The sequence below is a fragment of the Bradyrhizobium sp. LVM 105 genome, assembly GCF_003957705.1.
Taxonomy (GTDB): domain Bacteria; phylum Pseudomonadota; class Alphaproteobacteria; order Rhizobiales; family Xanthobacteraceae; genus Bradyrhizobium; species Bradyrhizobium frederickii.
The window spans coordinates 678294-697517 of sequence record NZ_QZMV01000001.1 but is presented as its reverse complement, the minus strand read 5'-3'; the positions used below and the strand labels follow the sequence as shown (position 1 = coordinate 697517).

General features: G+C 63.0%; 15 protein-coding genes and 1 pseudogene. 1 reads left to right on the top strand and 15 read right to left on the bottom strand.

From position 1 onward, the window contains the following. Positions 1-7: 7 nt before the first annotated feature. From D6B98_RS03310 to D6B98_RS03270, 8 genes are all read right to left on the bottom strand, one after another. The gene (locus tag D6B98_RS03310; RefSeq protein ID WP_126255487.1) at positions 8-2395 is read right to left on the bottom strand and encodes a xanthine dehydrogenase family protein molybdopterin-binding subunit; all 2388 of its coding nucleotides are present in this window, start codon (positions 2393-2395) and stop codon (positions 8-10) included. Positions 2396-2397: 2 nt separating this feature from the next. Beyond that, positions 2398-2889 (bottom strand): (2Fe-2S)-binding protein, encoded by a 492-nt coding sequence (locus tag D6B98_RS03305; RefSeq protein ID WP_205680439.1) that lies wholly within the window; start codon positions 2887-2889, stop codon positions 2398-2400. Between the two features lie 21 nt (positions 2890-2910). Beyond that, positions 2911-4017, bottom strand: coding sequence for an ABC transporter ATP-binding protein (locus tag D6B98_RS03300; RefSeq protein ID WP_126255485.1), 1107 nt, complete (start codon positions 4015-4017; stop codon positions 2911-2913). Between the two features lie 2 nt (positions 4018-4019). Next, positions 4020-4925 (bottom strand): ABC transporter permease, encoded by a 906-nt coding sequence (locus D6B98_RS03295; RefSeq protein WP_126255484.1) that lies wholly within the window; start codon positions 4923-4925, stop codon positions 4020-4022. Then, entirely contained in the window at positions 4922-5800 is an 879-nt protein-coding gene (locus D6B98_RS03290) for an ABC transporter permease (protein ID WP_126255483.1), read from the bottom strand. Before D6B98_RS03290 ends, D6B98_RS03295 begins: the two co-directional genes overlap by 4 nt. A gap of 83 nt (positions 5801-5883) precedes the next feature. Beyond that, a complete protein-coding gene (locus D6B98_RS03285; RefSeq protein WP_126255482.1) occupies positions 5884-7233 on the bottom strand; it encodes an ABC transporter substrate-binding protein in 1350 nt (449 codons plus the stop codon). 347 nt (positions 7234-7580) lie between these two features. Next, complete coding sequence (locus D6B98_RS40750) at positions 7581-7898, bottom strand: hypothetical protein (protein WP_245481232.1); 318 nt, start codon at positions 7896-7898, stop codon at positions 7581-7583. A 643-nt stretch (positions 7899-8541) separates the two neighbouring features. Next, on the bottom strand, positions 8542-9768 hold the full coding sequence (locus D6B98_RS03270) for an aminotransferase class III-fold pyridoxal phosphate-dependent enzyme (RefSeq protein ID WP_126255481.1): 1227 nt from the start codon (positions 9766-9768) through the stop codon (positions 8542-8544). Positions 9769-10040: 272 nt separating this feature from the next. Between D6B98_RS03270 and D6B98_RS03265 the strand changes: the two are divergent. Further along, a pseudogene (locus tag D6B98_RS03265) lies at positions 10041-10745 on the top strand (GntR family transcriptional regulator); the annotation flags it as partial. A 109-nt stretch (positions 10746-10854) separates the two neighbouring features. Here D6B98_RS03265 and D6B98_RS03260 read toward each other — a convergent pair. From D6B98_RS03260 to D6B98_RS03230, 7 genes are all read right to left on the bottom strand, one after another. Continuing rightward, a complete protein-coding gene (locus tag D6B98_RS03260; RefSeq protein ID WP_126255480.1) occupies positions 10855-12531 on the bottom strand; it encodes a N,N-dimethylformamidase beta subunit family domain-containing protein in 1677 nt (558 codons plus the stop codon). An 80-nt stretch (positions 12532-12611) separates the two neighbouring features. After that, the gene (locus tag D6B98_RS03255; protein WP_126255479.1) at positions 12612-14873 is read right to left on the bottom strand and encodes a N,N-dimethylformamidase beta subunit family domain-containing protein; all 2262 of its coding nucleotides are present in this window, start codon (positions 14871-14873) and stop codon (positions 12612-12614) included. Then, complete coding sequence (locus D6B98_RS03250; protein WP_126255478.1) at positions 14863-15213, bottom strand: N,N-dimethylformamidase alpha subunit family protein; 351 nt, start codon at positions 15211-15213, stop codon at positions 14863-14865. Before D6B98_RS03250 ends, D6B98_RS03255 begins: the two co-directional genes overlap by 11 nt. 49 nt (positions 15214-15262) lie before the next feature. Then, on the bottom strand, positions 15263-16330 hold the full coding sequence (locus D6B98_RS03245; protein ID WP_245481230.1) for an ABC transporter substrate-binding protein: 1068 nt from the start codon (positions 16328-16330) through the stop codon (positions 15263-15265). Between the two features lie 34 nt (positions 16331-16364). Beyond that, entirely contained in the window at positions 16365-17159 is a 795-nt protein-coding gene (locus D6B98_RS03240) for an ABC transporter permease (protein WP_126255878.1), read from the bottom strand. Further along, on the bottom strand, positions 17156-18034 hold the full coding sequence (locus tag D6B98_RS03235; RefSeq protein ID WP_126255476.1) for an ABC transporter permease: 879 nt from the start codon (positions 18032-18034) through the stop codon (positions 17156-17158). The genes D6B98_RS03240 and D6B98_RS03235 overlap by 4 nt, the downstream gene beginning before the upstream one ends. Further along, entirely contained in the window at positions 18031-19140 is a 1110-nt protein-coding gene (locus D6B98_RS03230; protein WP_164718405.1) for an ABC transporter ATP-binding protein, read from the bottom strand. The genes D6B98_RS03235 and D6B98_RS03230 overlap by 4 nt, the downstream gene beginning before the upstream one ends. Between the last annotated feature and the right edge of the window lie 84 nt (positions 19141-19224).

Below are 19224 nucleotides of genomic sequence, written 5' to 3'. Positions count from 1 at the left end.
GTCCTCCCTATTCCGCGGCGACCGGCAGCGACGCGTTTTGCAGCAGGCGCCAGATCCGGTTCGGAGTCGCCGGCATGTCGACATGGGTGACGCCGAGATGCGACAGCGCGTCGACCACGGCATTGATGACGGCCGCGGGCGAGCCGATGGTGCCGACCTCGCCGCAGCCCTTCACGCCCATCGGCGTGTGCGTGCAGAGCGTGGAATGGGTCTCAACCTTCATCATCGGCAGATGGTCGGCGCGCGGCATGCAGTAATCCATCAGCGAGCCCGACAGCAGCTGGCCGGAGCCTTCGTCGTAGACCGCGTTCTCGAACAGCGCCTGGCCGACGCCCTGCACGATGCCGCCATGCAACTGGCCCTCCACGATCATCGGATTGATGACGGTGCCGACGTCGTCGACCGCGGTGTAATTGACCAGCGTCACCGTACCGGTCTCGGGATCGACCTCCACCTCGGCGATGTGACAGCCGCCAGGATAGGTGAAGTTGACGGGATCGTAATAGGCCTGCTCCTCCAGCCCCGGCTCCAGCACTTCGAGCGGATAGTTGTGCGGGACGTAGGCCGCGCCTGCGATCTCCTCGAAGCTCTTGCTGCGGTCCGTGCCCGCGACCGAGAACTTTCCAGCCTCGAACTGGATGTCGACTTCGGCCGCCTCGAGCAGATGGGCGGCGATCTTCTTGCCCTTGGCGATCACCTTGTCGGTTGCCTTCGATAGGGCCGCGCCGCCGACCACGAGGGAGCGCGAGCCATAGGTGCCCATGCCGAACTGCACCCGGTCGGTATCGCCGAACACGATGTCGACGTTCTCGAAGGCGACGCCGAGTTTTTCCGAGACGATCTGCGCGAAGGTCGTCTCATGGCCCTGGCCATGATTGTGTGTGCCGATCATCACCGTGACCTGGCCGGTCGGATGCACGCGCACCGTGGCGCTCTCGTAGAGGCCGCCGCGCGCGCCTAACCGGCCCGCGAAGCGCGAGGGCGCAAGGCCGCAGGCCTCGACATAGGTGGAATAGCCGAGCCCGCGGAACTTGCCTTTGCTGGCCGAGGCCGCCTTGCGCACGCCGAAATTCTTGACATCGGCCGCCACCAGCGCGCCGTCGAGGCAGCCCATGGGATCGCCGGAATCGTACTGCACCAACACCGGCGTCTGATACGGATAGGCTTCCTTCGGGATCATGTTGCGGCGGCGGATCTCGACGCGGTCGATGCCCATCTCGCTGGCCGCGACGTCCACGATGCGCTCCAGCACGAAGGTCGCCTCGGGCCGGCCCGCGCCGCGATAAGCGTCGACCGGCACGGTGTTGGTGAAAACGACCTTCACATTGCAGTAGATCGCTGGCGTGGTGTAGACGCCGCCGAGCAAGGGACCATAGAGATTGGTCGGGATGTTCGGTCCGAAGGTCGAGAGATAGCCGCCCATATTAGCGAGCGTGTTGACGCGGAAGGCGAGGAATTTTCCGGTCTCATCCAGCGCCAGCTCGGCCTCCGTGACGTGGTCGCGGCCGTGACGGTCGGAAACGTAGCCCTCCGAGCGGCTCGCCACCCATTTCACCGGCCGTCTCACGCGCTTGGCGGCCCATGTGATCACGGCCTCCTCGCCATAATGGAACTGCTTGACGCCGAACCCGCCGCCGACATCGGGCGCCACCACCCGCAGCTTGTGCTGCGGAATGTTCAGCACCAGCGCGCCCATCAGGAAGCGCACCACGTGCGGAAACTGGCTGGTGGTCCACAGCGTGAATCGATCGGTGCCCGGCTCGTATTCGGCGATCGCCGCGCGCGGCTCCATGGGATTGCCGATCAGGCGGTTGTTGACGAGACTGAGCTTGGCGACATGCGCAGCTTTCTTGAACGCGGTCTCGACCGCGGCCTTGTCGCCGAGCTCCCAGTCGCAACAGATGTTGTTCGGAACATCGTCGAAAAGCTGCGGCGCATTCGGCCTGACAGCCTCGAGCAGGCCGACCACCGAGGGCAACACCTCGTAGTCGATCTTCAACAGCTCGGCCCCGACATTCGCCTGCTCCGGCGTCTCGGCGACGACGAAGGCCACCATGTCGCCGACGAAGCGAACCTTGCCCTGCGCCAGCATCGGGAACGGCGGCTCCTTCATCGGAACACCCTTGGCGTCCGAGATGCCCCAACCGCAGGGTAACGAGCCGAGCCCGTCGGCCTTGACGTCCTCGCCGGTCAGCACGGCGATGACGCCGGGCGCAGCCAGCGCCTCGCTCTTGTCGACACTACGCAGGACCGCATGCCCGTGCGGCGAGCGCACGAACACGCCTGCGGCCATGCCGGGGCGCTTGATGTCGGAGACGTAATTGCCGCGACCAGTGAGAAAGCGCTGGTCCTCTTTCCGCTTCGGCGCGGCGCCAATGCCGATCACATTGCCCATGGTCACTCTCCCTTGGCGGCGTTCATGGCGGCAGCGCCGGCCATCACGGAAACCACGATGTTCTGGTAGCCGGTGCAGCGGCAGATGTTGCCTTCGAGGCCGTGACGGACGTCGGCCTCGGTCAAATCAGGCTTCTCAGCAGCCAGCGCTACCGCTGTCATCAGCATGCCCGGCGTACAGAAGCCGCATTGCAGGCCGTGATGCTCGCGAAACGCCTCCTGCATCGGATGCATCAGGTTCGAGCCCGGCGCGCCCTGCAGACCTTCGATGGTCAGCAGCGTAGCGCCGTCGAGCGCGGGCGCCAGCAGCGTGCAGCTCTTCACCGGCAGGCCGTCGAGATGCACCACGCAGGCGCCACATTGGCTGGTGTCGCAGCCGATATGGGTACCGGTCAGGTTGAGCTGCTCGCGCAGCAGCTCGGCGACGAGCGTCGCCGGTTCGACATCCACGGTGGTGGGACGGCCGTTGAGTGAAAAGGATATCTGCACGGTCATGCTCCTGTGCGCGACGGGTCTTCAGGCAAGTGGCAACGCGCTGCCGGTGGCCCATGTGGCCATCACGACATCGCCTACGGCGAGGGGATCTGCGAAGAAGGTCTTTTCCGGCACGTAGGCGACGAACTCGTCGTCCGGCACCGTGTCGAGCATGACCTTGACGAAATAGCCCTGGTATTCGATCGCGAGCACGCGGCTCGGCAGCGAGGTTGTGCAACCCGGAGGCAAGTCTCTGCCGGGCCGGACCAGCGCGACGTCGTCGCGGCGCACCGCGATGTCGACCTTGTCGCCGACGCTGACGGCCGCGCGTGGCCGCAACGGCACCTCGATGCCATCAGGCGCCGCCTGCGCGAGCGTGAAGCTCGCGCCGTTGACCTTCTCGACGCGGCCCGACAGCACGTTCTGGCCGCCCATGAACTCGGCCACATAGCGGTCGTGCGGATGCGCGTAGACGTCGCGCGCCGGGCCCGCCTGCTTGATCTTGCCCTGCTCCATCACGACGACGAGGTCGGCCAGCGCAATCGCCTCGAGCTGGGTATGGGTGACGTGGATGAAGGTGATGCCGAGCTCCTGCTGCATCCGCCGCAGCTCCTGGCGCATCTGGACGCGGAGCTGCTCGTCGAGCGCGGACAGCGGCTCGTCGAGGAGCAGCACGCGCGGCTCGGTGATCGCGGCCCGCGCCAGCGCCACACGCTGCTGCTGGCCGCCGGAAAGCTGGGTCGGCAAGCGGTCGGCGAACTGCGTCAGCCTGACCTTCTCAATCATGGCATCCGCCGCGCGCAGCCGATCGGACTTGGACTGGCCGCGCACACGAAGTGCAAAGGCGATGTTCTCCCGCACGGTCAGATGCGGGAACAGCGCGTAAGACTGAAACATCATCGCGGTGCGCCGTTGCACCGGCGCAAGACCGACGACGTTCTGGCCGCCGATCACGATCTCGCCGGCGGTCGGGTCGTCATGGCCTGCGATCATGCGCAGGATCGTGGTCTTGCCACAGCCGGACGGGCCGATGAAGCAGCAATAGGCGCCGTCCGCGATCTTCAGATTGACGCCGTCGACCACGTAGGTCGCGCCGTCAAAGCTCTTGCAGACGCCCGCCAGTTCGATATCGCCGCGATCGCTCTTCATTCCTAGCCCTTTGTCGCGCTGCCGCGCCTTTTCTGGATCAGCACGATGGTACCGAGGCTCGCACCGATGACGACGAAGGAGACGATGGTGGTCACCGTGCCGAGCGCGTAGAGCGAGGGCGAGGTCACGTTCAGCGTCATGCTCCAAATTTCCAGCGGCAGCGTGTTCAGCGAGCCTGCCGTCTGCAGGCTGCGCGCAAACTCGTCGTAGGACAGCGTGAAGCCGAACAGCGCCACCGCGACGAGGCCGGGCGCCAGCACCGGGATCATCACCAGCTGGATCGACTGCCAGCGACTGGCGCCGAGATCGTAGGCCGCCTCCTCCCAGACATGGTTGAAGCGCGACATCACCGCGAACATCACGAGCACGCCGAACGGCAGCGTCCAGGAGAGCTGTGCGCCAAGTGCCGAGGTGTACCAGCTTGCGTTCAGCCCGAGGGCCTGAAACAGCAGACCCGTGCCGAGGCCGAGCACGAGACCTGGTGCGACGAGGCTGCCGATCATCATGTAGAAAACAAAGGTGTCGCCGCGAAAGCGCTTGCGGAAGCCGAGGCCAGCGAGGAACGAGACCACGACGGTGATGATGGTGACGATGATTGCGAGCTTGATCGAGCGGTCGAACGAGCCCTTGACGTCGCCGGTCCGCACCTGAGTGAAGAGATCGACGAACCAGTGCAGCGAGTGGCCCTTCATCGGGAAGACGAGACCGCCGCGGATATCCTGGAACGACAGGATGTAGATGCAGAACATCGGGCCGTAGAGCGCGATCACGTATGCAGCGAACAGCGTCGCCAGCACATAGAACGTCCAGGGACGGCCGCCCTTGCTGGGCGCGATCGCCTTGGTCGTCGCGGGCGCGACCGTCTTCGACACGTCGGACTTTGGCATGTCGGCGAGAACCGCGCTCATCGCGTAATCTCCTGCCTGATGTCGACTGTGCGCAGGATCAGCGAGACGATCGCGACCAGCACCAGCGTCAGCAGCACGGCACTGGCCGCTGCAGTCGGATATTGCAGCACGCCGACATCCTCGTAGAAGGCACTGACCACCGAGGCCGAGCCACCGCCGGACATCACTTTCACCACGAAGAAATCGCCCATCACGATCGAGACCACGAAGATGGTACCGAGCGCGATGCCGCTCTTGGACATCGGCACCACGATCAGGCGCATGATGTCGAAACGGCTGGCGCCGGCGTCGATCGCGGCCTCGATCAGCTTCTTGTCGATCCGCGCCATGGAATTGAAGATCGGCACAACCATGAAGATCGTGAGCTGGTGGACATAGGCGATCACCACGGCGAGATCGGAGAACAGCAACACCTCCAGCGGCTGACGGATCACGCCCATTCCAAGCAGCGCCTGGTTGATCAGACCCTCTTTTCCGAGCAGCGGGATCCAGGAAATCATCCGGATAATGTTCGAGGTCCAGAACGGCACGGTGCACAAGAGGAACAGGCCGATCGCGAGCAGCTGGTTGCGGACGTGGAACACCAGGAAGTAAGCGACGAAAAAGCCAATGATCAACGTGAAGATCCAGGTCAGGACCGTGAACTTGATCGTCGCCAGATACAGCTTCAGCGTCAGCGCCGAATGCAGGACCTCGACGTAGCTTGCCAGCGTGAAGCCGGGCGTCAGCCCGCCAAAGCCGTCAGTGGCGAAGAAGCTCGCCGCCAGCACCACCACGATCGGCGCCACGAAGAACGGCACGAGCACCAGGACCAGCGGCGCAACATAGAGCCAGCCGGCGAGATTTGCGCGTGGCGGAGTTTGACTGGACTGCATAGCGGCAAACGCCTCGAAGTCGGTCTTCTCGCACCGGCGCGTGACCGCGCCGGTGCATCGCTTCAGGTCAGGGAAAGCAGATTTCAGGCCACCTTGAAGTCGTTCCAGCGCTTGTTCATGTACGCCGCCTCGTCCATCAGCGTGTTCCAGCACGAAATGTTCTTGACGCGGTCGAGGAACGAGCCACCGTCACGCTTGGTGCCGGCCTTCTCCATCGCGACACCGTAGGGATCGTTGACTACCTCTGGCGCGGGCTGGCCCTCGTACCAGAACGCCCATTCCGCCGGGGTCAGGAATTTCTTCGCGGTCGAGGGCACCGGGCTGTAATAGCCGTAGCGCGCGACGAAGCCGCCCTGCCAGCCCGAGAGATACCAGTTGAGATATTCATAGGCCGCGTCGAGCTTCTTGCCGGACAGATGCTTCATCAGGCCCATGCCGTTGCACCAGCCGCGATAGCCTTCCTTGCCGTTCTTGACGTTCACAGGCGCGTAGACGCAGGGGATTTCCTTGACGCGGACGGCCGCAACCGCCGGCGACCACATCGACTGGATGACCACTTCCCCCGCAGCCATGAGCTGCACCGACTGGTCGAAGGTGGTCCAGGTCGCACGGAACTGGCCCTGCTTCTTCAGCTCGATCAGCTTGTTGCAGGTGAAGTCGATCTCCTCCTTGGTCATGTTGCCCTTGTTGCCGTACTTGATCAGTCCGGCGCTTTCGAAGCAGAGCGCGGCGTCCATGATGCCGATCGCGGGCACGTCGAGGATCGCGGCCTTGCCCTTGAACTTGGGATCGATCAGGTCCTTCCACTCGGTCACCTCGTGGCCGACGAGGTCGGGCCGATAGCCGATGGAATCGGCGTTGTAGACCTGCGGCAGGAAGGTCGCCCACTCGGTGACGCCGTCGTGCAGATCGGTGGAATCGGGCTTGGCGATGTACATGGCCTCATAGGGCGAGATGCCCTGGCGCGGGATCTTGTGGCCATCGATCTCGCCCTTGGTGAAGATCGGCAGGATGTTGTCGAACTCCTTGATCTTCTTGACCTCGATGCCCTGGATCACGCCGCGCTTGGCGGCGAGCTTGGCTTGCCAGCCCTCGAGATCGGCGATGTCGACCGTATTAGGCTGGCTTATGAAGCGGTTAATGGCCGCGGAGGTGTCGAGGTTCTGCATCGTCACCTTGAAGCCGAGATCCTTGGCGGCCTGGTCGCCGATCGCTTTCACCACCGAGTAGGAGACGCCGACATGGCGCAGCTCGATATCCTTGATCTCCTGCGCCCAGATGGTCGGGAAACCGCGGATCACGTCCGATCCTGCTGCTGCGCCTGCAACGGCCGCCGCACCCTTCAACAGCGTGCGCCGGCTCGTCTTTTTCGCAGATCTCGCTTCCGTTCCCGCCGGATCGGAAGTGGATGTCTCCTTGATGCTGTCAGACATGGCAACCCTCATTGGTTACGATGAACGCTCGCCCCGATCGCCATTGACCGGCTGCGGATGTGATCAGTTGTGCGTGAGGCTAAGGGCGGGATTTTGCGAAGTAAAATTGGAAGTGGAAATTTGCGACATAAACGAGACTAATGGTCTGCTCGAATGCATCTTGCTTCAGCATAGCGCATAAGACGGCGGCAGCGTCGTGCTCGCCAGCGCTCCAAAAGCAATACGTCGCGTCGATATTGGGATCGGAGGCGAAGATCGGGACTTTCGGATTCTTGGTACACGTACTCGCGCCGCGAGAGCCCACGCGCACGCAGCTCCCGCGTCCGCCACATTAGCCGGCCCCGCTTTCACGAGCGCGCAGAATCAGACCTGCGATACCAGCCCGACACGATGGCCTGATCCGACCGCAGCACCCAGCAGGTACGCAGGTTTGCTGCGGAAATCGCCGCCCCCCACTGCATCGTCGCCGCGCGGAGCTGGCGGATGCCGAGCGCGGCCGCGAGGTGCGACGCCTCGCTGCGGTCATCACCATACGACGCGAAGCCGTCGATCTCGCGCGGATCGATCCCGGCATCCTCGCAAGCGGCGAGGATCGCCTTGAGAGCACGGTTTCGCCGCTCGCAGTCTTTGTTGGCGACAGCTACTACGATCCCCAGAACACGCAACGTGTGCCCGCATACGTGCGTGCGGATCTGGGAGCATCGTATACTTTCGCCAACATGTGGTCGGGTAAGCCGATCGTGATTCGCGGGCGGATCGTCAATTTGTTCGGCGCCAATTATCTCACGAATGTTCCCGGCGCAGGCGGCGGAATATCGATCGGCGCACCGAGAGCATACATGGTCTCCACGACCTTCAACTTTTAGTATCCTCTTACGGAGGCTTGGCGAAACAGTTGGCGGGGCGCGCGCACCGACAAGCTGACAACTGCCGTGAATCGCCCGGCGCCCCCTGGCGCGAGCTCATCGTGCCATGCGCGTTTCAACGCCGGGATCCGGGCGTGGGGTCGCCATCTGACGGCCAGTGAGGCCTCACTCACACAACGAACCATTGAGGCGTCGCGCGATGCACTTTTTATCGCGGCCAGTCCGTTGGACTGAAAAGACCGTTTGAAAAACAAGATGCTCAAACGGTGTCGTCGGCCAAGGCATTGATATGGTGGGCGCACCAAGGCTCGAACCTGGGACCCGCCGATTAAGAGATAGCGACGGGTCAAGAACAATCAATCACTTACTGGTCGCACCACTCGGCTCATCCGACCAAACATGAGCATTCGTCGCACCATCATAGTTTTCGCACCACGTGACATCAAAGTGCCGCCACGCTTGCGAAGCCGTGCTCCGCTGCCTCGAGAGCCACGGCGATGTCGGCCTCGGTATGGGCGGCGCAAAGGAACATGTTGTGCTTGGGATGGAAGTAGACACCCCTTGCAAGCATCGCGCTGCAAAAGGCCGAACCTTTCCGATAGTCCGGGTCCCCTTCAAACAAAAGGGTCGGCATTTGCACAGGCCCCGACTGACGGATTGAAAGACCGAACTGGCGGGAACGCGTCTCGAGACCATCACGCAGCGTTTGCCCGAGCTGCGCAAGGCGGGCCGGAACATCGTCCCTGCGCACGATCTTCAACGTCGCGACGGCAGCAGCCATGGCGACGGCGCCGGCCCAGAATGACCCCGTGACAAAGACCTGACTCGCGGCGCGGCGCAGCCAATCGGCTCCGGTGACGGCCGCCAGGGCATGACCATTGGCGATCGCCTTGCTCCAAGCGGACAAATCGGGCCGAACACCAAGGCCTTCCCAGCTACCCGCGGCATTCAGGCGGAAGCCGGCGCGAACTTCGTCGATAAGCAGCGCGGCCCCCTTGCTGTCACAGATGCGACGCGCCGCGCGCGCGAACTCTACGGTTGGAAGTTCCTGGTCGAACCCGAGATCGTGGCGGAATGCCGAAACCAGAATTCCGGCCAGATCATCACCCGCCGCCTTGGCCGCCGCCTCGAGGCTCTCGACGTCGTTGAACGTGAAATATGCGAGATGGGCGCGATCCTCGGCGGTCACACCGAGAAGCGACGGTGAGCACCACGGCACGGCACCATGATAGGCGCCCTTGGCGACGAGGATCTTTCGTCGACCTGTTGCAGCCCTTGCGATCGTGACGCACGTCGTCGTCGCATCGGTGCCGTTCTTCTGAAACTGCGTCCAGTCGGCATGTCCCACCATATCGACGACAAGCTCGGCCAACTCGACCATAACTTCGGCCGGACCATTGAGGCAGTCGCCGTCGCGCCGCTGACGCTCGGCAGCTTCCTCCACCTCGGGATGGTGATGGCCGAGCAGGTTGGGACCCCAGCTGCACATGAAGTCCACGTAGCGGTGACCGTCGACATCCCAGATCACACCGCCCTCGCCGCGGCTGAAGAACTGCGGATACGTCTCGGGCAACTTGGCCGCGTGGAGATGTCCCCACATCCCGCCTGGCACGACCTTCTCGGCCCGCGCCCGCAGGGCGGCATCCCTTGTCCTGATCAATTCCGGCATGCCTTCTCCTCTCCTATTTTGATATATCATATATTATTCTCTCGGCTACAAGGGAAATTGTTGCTGCCCAGGCCGTAGACCTCGTGGGCGGCACCCGATCCCGGAGCTGACGAATTTGGGTTTTCAGGAGGCGGCGAGCCTTGAGGGCTCCGTCGCAGAAGACGGGCAGACGGTCAGTGCGCAACCACGACATCCTATATTATATACGAAATGGATTCGAACCCGGGTCGGCGCTGATGGCCGAAACGGCCCAGACCTTTCGGGGACCGAGCATGGTTGACGTTGAACAAAGACATGGCGAGGGCGGCGTGGGCCCGGTCGCGCGCGACAGCCTGACAAGCCTGGTCTACAACAATCTGCGCCAGGCGCTGATGGAAGGCCGGTTCTGGCCCGGCCATCGCTTCAAGATCCGCGACCTTGCTGCGACCATGAACGTTTCCGAGACGCCCATTCGCGAAGCCCTGATGCAGCTCGTGCGCGGCCGCGCGCTCGAGATGCAGGCGGGACGCTCGATCATGGTCGCCCACATGACGGCCAAGCAGTATATCGAGCTCAGGACCGTCAGGCTGTTTCTCGAGGGACTTGCCGCCGAGCACGCAACCACGCGCATCTCGGACGCCGATATCGACAGGATGGAGGCCACTCACCGCGAGCTGATCAGCGCGGAAAAGGAGCACAGATGGTCCGACGCCGTTCGCGCCAACTGGCAATTCCACCGCGGTCTCTATGATGGATCGGGGCTTCCCGAGGTACTCGCCATCCTCGACGATATCTGGATGCGGAACGGCCCCTTGTTGAATTTCCATTACCCGCACGCCCCCCCGACCTATCCAAACGAGCACCAGCACCTGTCCGTTCTCAAGAATCTGCGGCAGCGCCGGCCGGACAAGGTGCGCGAGTCGATCCAGGCGGACATGATGGAGGGCGGCCAGAATCTCGTCCGGTTGCTGGAAAAGCATGGCGGCACGCGCTTCATGACTCCCGAGACGGCCGTTGACGACGACGTCGAGATCGAAGCGATGAAGACGCGCACTGCACCACCTGCCAAGGCAGCACGCGCGAAATCCAGGCGTCGCTGAGAGCTGCTCACGCGGAACGGGGCGCAGTGAAGCGATCGAGGATGTTGCGGGTGATCCGCTGCGTGAACGGATCGCCGCGCTTCAGCCCCATCACCCATTCGCAAGTCGCAGCTGTCAGCACCTCGCCCTTGCCGCGGGTCATGTGCACCATCATGCCGGAGCCGTATTTGTAGCGGGCCAGACCGTGGGGCGTAACCTCGCCGGTGATGCACTCCACCAGGCCTTCGTGGTCGCTGCTGCGTACGTAGTAGCGGAAGCCCTCACCCTGCGGCTCGTCTTCGGCCAGGACGGCTGGCGCCATCGCCAGGATCTGAATGGTCTCGGGCTGCCCTTCGACCGGGACCGGAAAAGGAAGACCGTTGCGGAACGTGTAGTCCAGCCCGTCGACCTCGTAGGCGAAGATGTGCTGCTTGTCGCCGAAGATGTCGGCATAGTGCAGTCCTGTGCCGGCAAATGCCCAATGTTCGGGGCGATAGACCGTAAAGCCTCGTTGGCCGTTCGGCGCGAAGCCACCCCAGGACGCGTAGAGGCCGTGCGCACCGTTCACGCCGACCGTCGAGGCGCCGGGCCAACGGATGTTGCGATCTTCCCAGGCAGACGTCATCAGGCGCGCGCGGTCCGTGCCGACGATCGGATCCTTGTGGATGGCTTTGAACTTGTAGCAGACTTGGCGCTTGCCATCGTCCTCGAGCCGGATCTGCCACAGGAAATTCGCGCCAAAGCGCGCGAGCCGCCCGCCGCCCTCCACATAGCGCTCCATCGCCTCGCGCATCTCCCATGTCCAGTACTCGTCATGGCCGATGATGGTGACGCAAGGGTAGGCGTCGAGCAGCTCGGGCCTGTAGTGAAGATCGGTCTGGGTGATCATGTCGAGGGCGTAGCCTTCCTTCTGCGCCCAGAGCACGAAATGCCGGTCGTACTGGGCCCAGCCCGCTGCCGCGTAATATTGGCCAAAGCCGTTGGAGAACGCCCACTCCTTCATCTGATAGCGTGGCGCGTCACCCATCTCGGGCGCGGGATCGGCGCAGATGCGCGGCGCACCGGGCGGCAGCCAGACCACGCCGCGCGTCCATGGCCGCTGCAGCGACAAAACCGGCGACGGCTCGTCCCTGTCAGGACCTTCGACGCCGAAATAGTGATTGGCACCGCCAAAATCGTTGTAGGCGGTCCAGGTGCCCGTCGGCAGGATCATCAGGATCTTCGCGCGCCGCGTTTTCTCCGTCGGGCGCACGACGAAGAAATGATGCTGGATGAAGCGGGCCCCGTTCGCTCGCTCGCACGACGAGACCACACGATAAAAGCCCGAGCGCAGATCCGGCGGCAACGTCCAGCGATGAGCGACGGGCCAGTTGCAGCCATTGCGATAGGCATCGGATGGCGTAGCCGCGAACACGCCGTCAAGCGCATCGACCTCATGCACCATCTCGGGCTCGAGACCGTCGCGATAGATCTGCAGCCGCCAGGCCTTTGCGGTCGCGGAGGAGCGAAACACGACTTCGTCTCCCGGGTCGTAAGACATCGCATCGGTATAGGTGTAGACTTCCGCGACGGAGAGATCGCCACGCGGAGCCTCATACCAGGGCTGGCTGGCCCAGTGCTCGTCCGCATGCATCGGGCGCGCCTTGCGGGGAGCGACGTTGACCGATCCCAATTCCGGGGGGTGAAACTCAGGCTTGTCCGACATGACAGCCTCCCTGGTTCGAGAAGCCATCTCTGGCGACGAGATGGCGATCTTGCATGTTGGGCCGAAATCGAGGCCGCAGTCTAGGTTTTGGCAGGTATGATGAACGGCCTTGGATCGAGAAACCGATTCACGACGTTCAACGTGATGGTGCTGATGTTGTTGTCGTAGTTGTTGTGACCCAACGACATGCCGTAGGTGATCGATCCGGTCGCAAAGACGGCGCCGCCATGGGCGGTCTCGAAGAACACCATGTCGGCGCGCACCAGCGCATTCTGCGTACCGTCGAGTCCGTCGACCACGGTGCGGAACTCCTCCGGCGTGGGCAGCGCGCCCGCACCCAATCCTTCGGACGTTGCGATCCGCAACGCATGCGGCGGCGTTCCGAGCTCGAGATCGTACCGATCGATCTCGCTGCCGACCGCACCATTGTAGCGAAACCCAAAATCACCGAACTTTTCGTGACGCCCCGTGCCCTCGAAGATAAACGCGACGCGCGCATCCTCGCTTTCGGCGGTACGCAGATAATAGCCGCAGGTATCGTTGATCATGGCCGAGAACCCGACGCCGACCAGCTTTTGCGGCGCAAAGCCCGAATGCCGCCACAGCGAGCCCGGCTCGCCGGTGCCGGCAAGATGCACTTCGCCGGGCTCCGATTCCCAGGTGCGCGTTCCTGCCATGCCGCGGCGAACCTCCAGCGCGGCGGGTGCGGCCGGGTGAAAGCCGCAGCGCCAGTAGAATGCATTGCCTCCCATCGAGATGTGCCGCCCTCCGGCGTTCTGATACGCCATGATCGCGTTCATCATGTTGAAGCTGTAATATTCGGGGTGGGTCGGCGTCATCATGACTCGGTAAGGAGCGAGCGCCCGCGCTCCTTCCCGGTCAAGCTCGACATCCGTGATCAGATCGTAGGCGATCCCCTTCTCCTCGAGCCAGTCGAGGATATGTGTGTCGTTGATCAAATTGAACCAGTAGCCGCGCGGACGCATGTTGAGGACCGGCCGCAGCCAGGAGCTGTACGCTCGTCCCGAGCCGTCGACATGGCAATCATAGGTCGACTGGCCGATCTCCGGGTTCTCCTGCATGAAGACGTCGTCTTGCGGCAACCACAGAACGTGCTCCATCAGAGTCTCGAAGTGAACCTGATAGAGACGCAACGCGCTATTGGCATAAGCCAGATATGTCGCGATCGAAGCGACCACGACCAGATCCGCCCGCCGGGACGCCTTGCCGGGCGTCACGAAGAAGGTGACGTAGCTTTCGCAGTCCCGGTCTGGATTGTCGCCTGCCGAGGTCAGCCGGAGCGCGTAGACGCCTGATCGCCAGTGGGCTGGCACATCGAGCGTGCAGGTTGTCTGCCATTCGCAATCGTAGATATCGTCGCTGTGGAAATGAATCGCCGCATATTCCTGCGGCGACAGCCGCCAGTCGTGAACGGATCCAGACCATTGAAAGCCGGTCACGCCCCTGCGGGGCAGCTGGCGGAGGCTACCGTGCAGGCCGTTCGGTGAAATATCCTTGATCGACAGTGACGAGATTCCGTTCGAGAAATCCCAGAAGGCGACAAGCCCGGCATCGCTTACCCCCGTCCGCAGCCGGCCGTCGAATACCCGCAGCGCCTCTGCGTCCAACGGACACGAAAAGACACGCGGAGCTTCGATCTTGCCGTCGAAGTGCGAGGTATATTGGCGATCACCATTCGCATGATGGGCCGCGATCAGGAACGGCAGGCCGGAATCGAGCGCAGGCGCTTGCGGCAGGGCGAACGATTTCGAATGGGCAGCGGCCGGCCGAACGCCGTCTGCCGGAACAATCAGCGACAAGGTTACCGATCCCTGCGCAAGATCAAGCGCGCATGATACGAACGCCCAGACCCGCGGGCGCAGCTTGACGTCGAGGGTAAAACGCGCCGGCGCACCGCTCGCCTGGCCTAGCACCAGGACCAGATGCCCCTCCTCGTCGAGCTCGAGCGCGTAGCCGCGCGCCGAGTGCTCGCACCAATTTCCCAACACGGCCTTGGCATTGTCCGCGATCCGCGTCGGATACACGTAGGCTCCGAAACACCAGTGCCTGCCGGTCGGGACCAGTGCACCGTCGTGGTCGACGACGGCGTTGGATCCCGGCCGGATCGGTTGGTCGAGGCAGGCATGCTCACCGTCAATGGGGCTCGTCATCACCTCGTATTTGAAGCCTGGGCCGTTGGTATCGACATCGCCGCAGCGCAGCCTGAGCACCTCGACCTTCACGCTCGGCCGCTTGCTGCTCAGCTGGAATCTGACGGCCTCGCCGGCTGGGACGCTGATGCGATCCGGATAGCCGAGATACTCGTTGGTCTTATAGATCACCGGACATCTCCGCAGGCAGCGTCGTTCCCGTCATTTCCTGCCAACGCAGCTTGAACACATGCCACTCCGCTTCAACGAGAGAGGTGAAGACGCGATCATCGACGAAAGGCATCGGATCGCCCCGACGCTTGGGGATGCGCGACAGCCGCCAGGCCTTGCCAGGTTCGAGCACGATCAGGACAAGCCGCCCTTCCGGCTTGCCCCATCGCATCCGCGCCAGCAGCTTGCGAAGTTCTGGGCTATGCACGCCGAGCGGACTTGCGCGGAACTCCTCGACGAGATCGAGCCTTCGGGGATCGATCACGTAGCGCAGCGCGCCGGGGTCACTGGTGTGATCCATGGCCGGTCCTCACTTACAAGCGCGAGATTGCGGGAGAAGCTAGTGCGGCTTAGCGGGTCAGCCATGCCATCCAACGCTCACGCAGCTCGTTACGATGTTCGCCGATCCAGGCGAAATCGGGCTTGACCAGCTTTTCGTAGTTCTCCGGCGAGGTCGCGTAGAGATTGCGCTCCTCCGGCTTCAACAACTCGATGGCCGACTTGCTGGCCGTCGCATAGTTGACAGCGCGCATGAACGGCACATGCGCGTCGGAGCTCGCATAGAAGAAATCGAGATAGGCCATGGCGGCTTTGGGGTCGGGCGCACCCTTGAGAACAGCCATGTAGCCGGTGTCGCGAATGGCCTGGTCCCAGGACATGGCAACCGGTACGCCCTCCTTCACGACGGCGAGCGCGCGGCCTGAATAGCTCATGGCCATGACCACCTCGCGGCTGCGCATGATCTGCTGCACCTGGTCACCTGTCTTCCACCACACCGCGACATTGGGACGGATCTCGTCCAGCTTCTTGTAGGCACGATTGATGTCCAGCGGGAAAAGCTGCTCCGGCTTGACGCCGTCGGCGAGGAGCGCGGCTACCGGAACCCACCAATCGCTGTCGCCGGTGTCTGGCAGCCCTCGCGGCCCGGGAAACTGCTTGACGTCCCAAAAATCCGCCCATGTCTTCGGCGTCTTGCCCTTGAACGTTTCGGTATTGTAGGTGATCAGCATGCCGCCGGTCGTCCGGGCGACGCCGTAGGGCTGACAGGCGTCGGAGACACCGAACTTCTGGACGCTCGGCAGTTTCGCACAGTCGATCTTCTCGAGCATGTCGGTGCGTCCGACCAGGTCGGGACCCGTTGCCGTGACGATGTCGAATTCCACCTTGCCGGTTCGCTGCATCGCCTTGGCGCGCGCCCACTGATCGGGGACCTCGATTGCGACCGGGACGATTTCGACATTCCTGGCCTTGTTGAAGGGATCGTAGAAATATTTCGCGAGGGTGTTGCCCATCAGGCCGCCGGTCGTGGCAATCACCAACTGGTCTTCCAGCTTTTCGGCGGCTGCCGGCAGCGCTCCACAAAGAACCGAAGCAAACACGACAGCTGCCGAGCTCCACATCCAACCTGTTCTTGGCATCGACGATCTCCTCTCTGGCTTCTCGCCCGGTTCGCTACCGGGTGACGCTGCGGGATCTGAGGACATGGGCCCCCAGCAGAATCAAAATGGACAAGACGATCAACAGTGTCGCGATCGCGGGAATCACCGGTGTCAGGTTCTGCTCGATGTCCTCGAACATTCGGCGCGGCAGCGTCTTCTGGCGCACACCGGACAGAAAGAACGACACCACCGGCTCGTCGAACGAGATGATGAAGGCAAACAACGCACTGCTGGCGAGACTCGGCAGGACGAGCGGCAGCGTGACCAGGCGGAAAGCTTGAAAGCGTGTCGCGCCGCAGCTCATGGCGGCGGCCTCCAGATTGGCATCGACCTTTCCCAGGGCGGCAGCCATCGTGAAGACGACGAATGGCAAGGTGAGCACCGTATGCGCCAGCACGAAGCCGGGAACGGTCCCGGAGAGACCGATCGTCTGAAAAAACAGATAGAGACCGACCGCGAGCGCGATGTGCGGCACAATGATCGGCCCGATCAGGGCGATCTGGAAAGCGGTTACCAACCGGCTGCGGCCGCGGATCATTGCATAGGTCGCGGCCGTGCCGATGACCGACGCGAAGAGAGCGGTCAGCAAGGCGACCTGTACGCTGAGCCAGGTGGCGGCACGCCATTGCCTGCTGTCAAAATACTCCGCGTACCATTTCAGCGTAAAGCCGGACGGCGGAAATGCCAGATAGTCGTTCTGGCTGAACGACATTGGAATGACGATGACCAACGGCACGATGATGAAAGCCAGCACGGCATAGACATAGGCTCCCAGCGCGAGCGATCCGCGGTCGGTCGGCGGCTTCATGAGGCATTCCCCATCAGCCGGTCGAAACGGAGCATCTTGCTGAAGATGATCGCCAGCAACGTGACGAATACGGTCAGCACTCCGACCAGCGCCGCAGCGAAGGGCCAATCGAGAACCTCACGAATCTGCTTCGAGACGAGCGTCGAGATCATCATCTCCTGCGGCGAGCCGAGCAGCGCGGGCGTAATGAAGAAGCCGAGCGCCGTGAGGAACACGAGTAGCGAACCGGAGACGACGCCCGGCAGGCTCAAGGGGAGGATCACCTCCAGAAAGGCCCGCAGGCGCGTTGCGCCGAGCACGGCGGCCGCACGCCCGTAGTCGCTCGGAATACTGCGCAATGCGCCGTACATCGGCAGGATCATGAACGGCAGGAGCACGTGGGTCATGGCGATGACGACGGCGCTCTGGGTATACAGCAGCTTGAACGGCTGTGACGTCAGACCGAGAGACATCAACGCCGAATTGATCAGCCCGTTGCGCTGGAACAGGAATGACCAGGCGGCGGTGCGCACCAGGACGCTCGACCAGAGCGGCAGGATGACACAGACAGCGACAAGGGCGGCGACCGTCCCCTTGGCCCGGCTCATGTAATAGGCCACCGGGAAGCCGAGGATCACGGACAAGGCGGTCACCAGCGTAGCGGTCCAGAGCGTGCGCATCAGGACGCGCATGTGAACCGGATTGTCGACGACGCGCGCGTAGTTGTCCAAGGTCGGATGCGGCTCGAGAATGCTGATCACCAGGAGCTGCAGGATCGGATAGACAAAGACGAAGGCGATGATGGCGAAGAACGGCAGGAGCAGCAGCAGCGTCGACAGGCCGCTCAGCCGGCGGCCGTCGGAATGCCAGAAATGCGATCGCTCCGCCTCCGTCATCGCCGCTTCCCCCGGTAGAGCAGCATCGCCTCCGTAGGGATCGTGAAGGACGCAACGTCGCCTGGGACCAAAGAGCTGAGCTGCGAGGCGCCGGGGATTCGCGCGCGCATCTCGGTGCCATCAGGCAGACGTCCTATCAGAAGCACGGCTGCCCCGGCATAGACGATGTCGCTCAGCGCCACAGTGACGACTTGCCCGACCGGACTGGTGCCGAGTTGCAGCCGCTCGGGTCTCACGGCCAGCACCGCGTCCTCGCCGGCCGCAACCGGCTCAACGGCCGCCGTCGCCGGCAGGCGCCATGTTTCACCCGATGGCAGAGCCACGGAGATGTCGTCGCCGACGCTTTGGACGGCGACGTCGACGAAATTCATCTCGCCGATGAAGCCGGCGGTAAAGAGATTCGCGGGCCTTTCGTAAAGCTGGCGCGCCGGCCCGATCTGCTGGATCTTGCCGTCTCTCAGGACAGCGATCCGGTCGGCCATAGTCAGCGCCTCGCTCTGGTCGTGAGTGACGAAGATGACGGTGATGCCGAGTTCGGCATGCAATCGCTTGATCTCGAGTTGCATGTCTTCGCGCAAATTCTTGTCGAGCGCACTGAGCGGCTCGTCCATCAAGAGCACGCGCGGTTGGTAGACGATCGCACGCGCGAGCGCCACACGCTGCTGCTGACCGCCTGAAAGCTCATTCGGACGGCGATGGCCATAGCCTGCCAGACGCACGGTCGCGAGCGCGGCTTCGGCGCGCGCGTGGCGCTCAGCTGTCCGGAGACCGCGCATCTTCAAGGGAAAGGCGACATTGTCCAGAATCGACATGTGCGGGAACAGCGTATAATTCTGGAACACCATTCCCAGGTTACGCCTGTTCGAAGGAACATAGGTCAGGTCTTCGGAATCGACGTGAATGGTGCCGCTGGTCGGGAATTCGAATCCTGCAACACTCATCAGGATCGTCGTCTTTCCGGAGCCGCTTGGTCCGAGCAGGGCGATAAACTCACCGGCAGCAATATCGATATCGACGCCATCGACGGCGGACACGGCACCGAAGCGCTTCTCCAAGCGGCTGATGCGGATCGATGCGCCCGACGCCGATTGCCTGGCCGATGCAATATTCACGGAGCCTCGCTTCCCTTCCGTCTTGCCTTCGATCCGGCGGCCCCTTGCCACCCAATCCCAAAGTCGCGCCGTCCTCGA

Coding starts and splice junctions, on each gene's coding strand:
- D6B98_RS03310 (WP_126255487.1), bottom strand. CDS start 2,395: ATGGGCAATGTGATCGGCATTGGCGCCGCGCCGAAGCGGAAAGAGGAC.
- D6B98_RS03305 (WP_205680439.1), bottom strand. CDS start 2,889: ATGACCGTGCAGATATCCTTTTCACTCAACGGCCGTCCCACCACCGTG.
- D6B98_RS03300 (WP_126255485.1), bottom strand. CDS start 4,017: ATGAAGAGCGATCGCGGCGATATCGAACTGGCGGGCGTCTGCAAGAGC.
- D6B98_RS03295 (WP_126255484.1), bottom strand. CDS start 4,925: ATGAGCGCGGTTCTCGCCGACATGCCAAAGTCCGACGTGTCGAAGACG.
- D6B98_RS03290 (WP_126255483.1), bottom strand. CDS start 5,800: ATGCAGTCCAGTCAAACTCCGCCACGCGCAAATCTCGCCGGCTGGCTC.
- D6B98_RS03285 (WP_126255482.1), bottom strand. CDS start 7,233: ATGTCTGACAGCATCAAGGAGACATCCACTTCCGATCCGGCGGGAACG.
- D6B98_RS03270 (WP_126255481.1), bottom strand. CDS start 9,768: ATGCCGGAATTGATCAGGACAAGGGATGCCGCCCTGCGGGCGCGGGCC.
- D6B98_RS03260 (WP_126255480.1), bottom strand. CDS start 12,531: ATGTCGGACAAGCCTGAGTTTCACCCCCCGGAATTGGGATCGGTCAAC.
- D6B98_RS03250 (WP_126255478.1), bottom strand. CDS start 15,213: ATGGATCACACCAGTGACCCCGGCGCGCTGCGCTACGTGATCGATCCC.
- D6B98_RS03245 (WP_245481230.1), bottom strand. CDS start 16,330: ATGCCAAGAACAGGTTGGATGTGGAGCTCGGCAGCTGTCGTGTTTGCT.
- D6B98_RS03240 (WP_126255878.1), bottom strand. CDS start 17,159: ATGAAGCCGCCGACCGACCGCGGATCGCTCGCGCTGGGAGCCTATGTC.
- D6B98_RS03235 (WP_126255476.1), bottom strand. CDS start 18,034: ATGACGGAGGCGGAGCGATCGCATTTCTGGCATTCCGACGGCCGCCGG.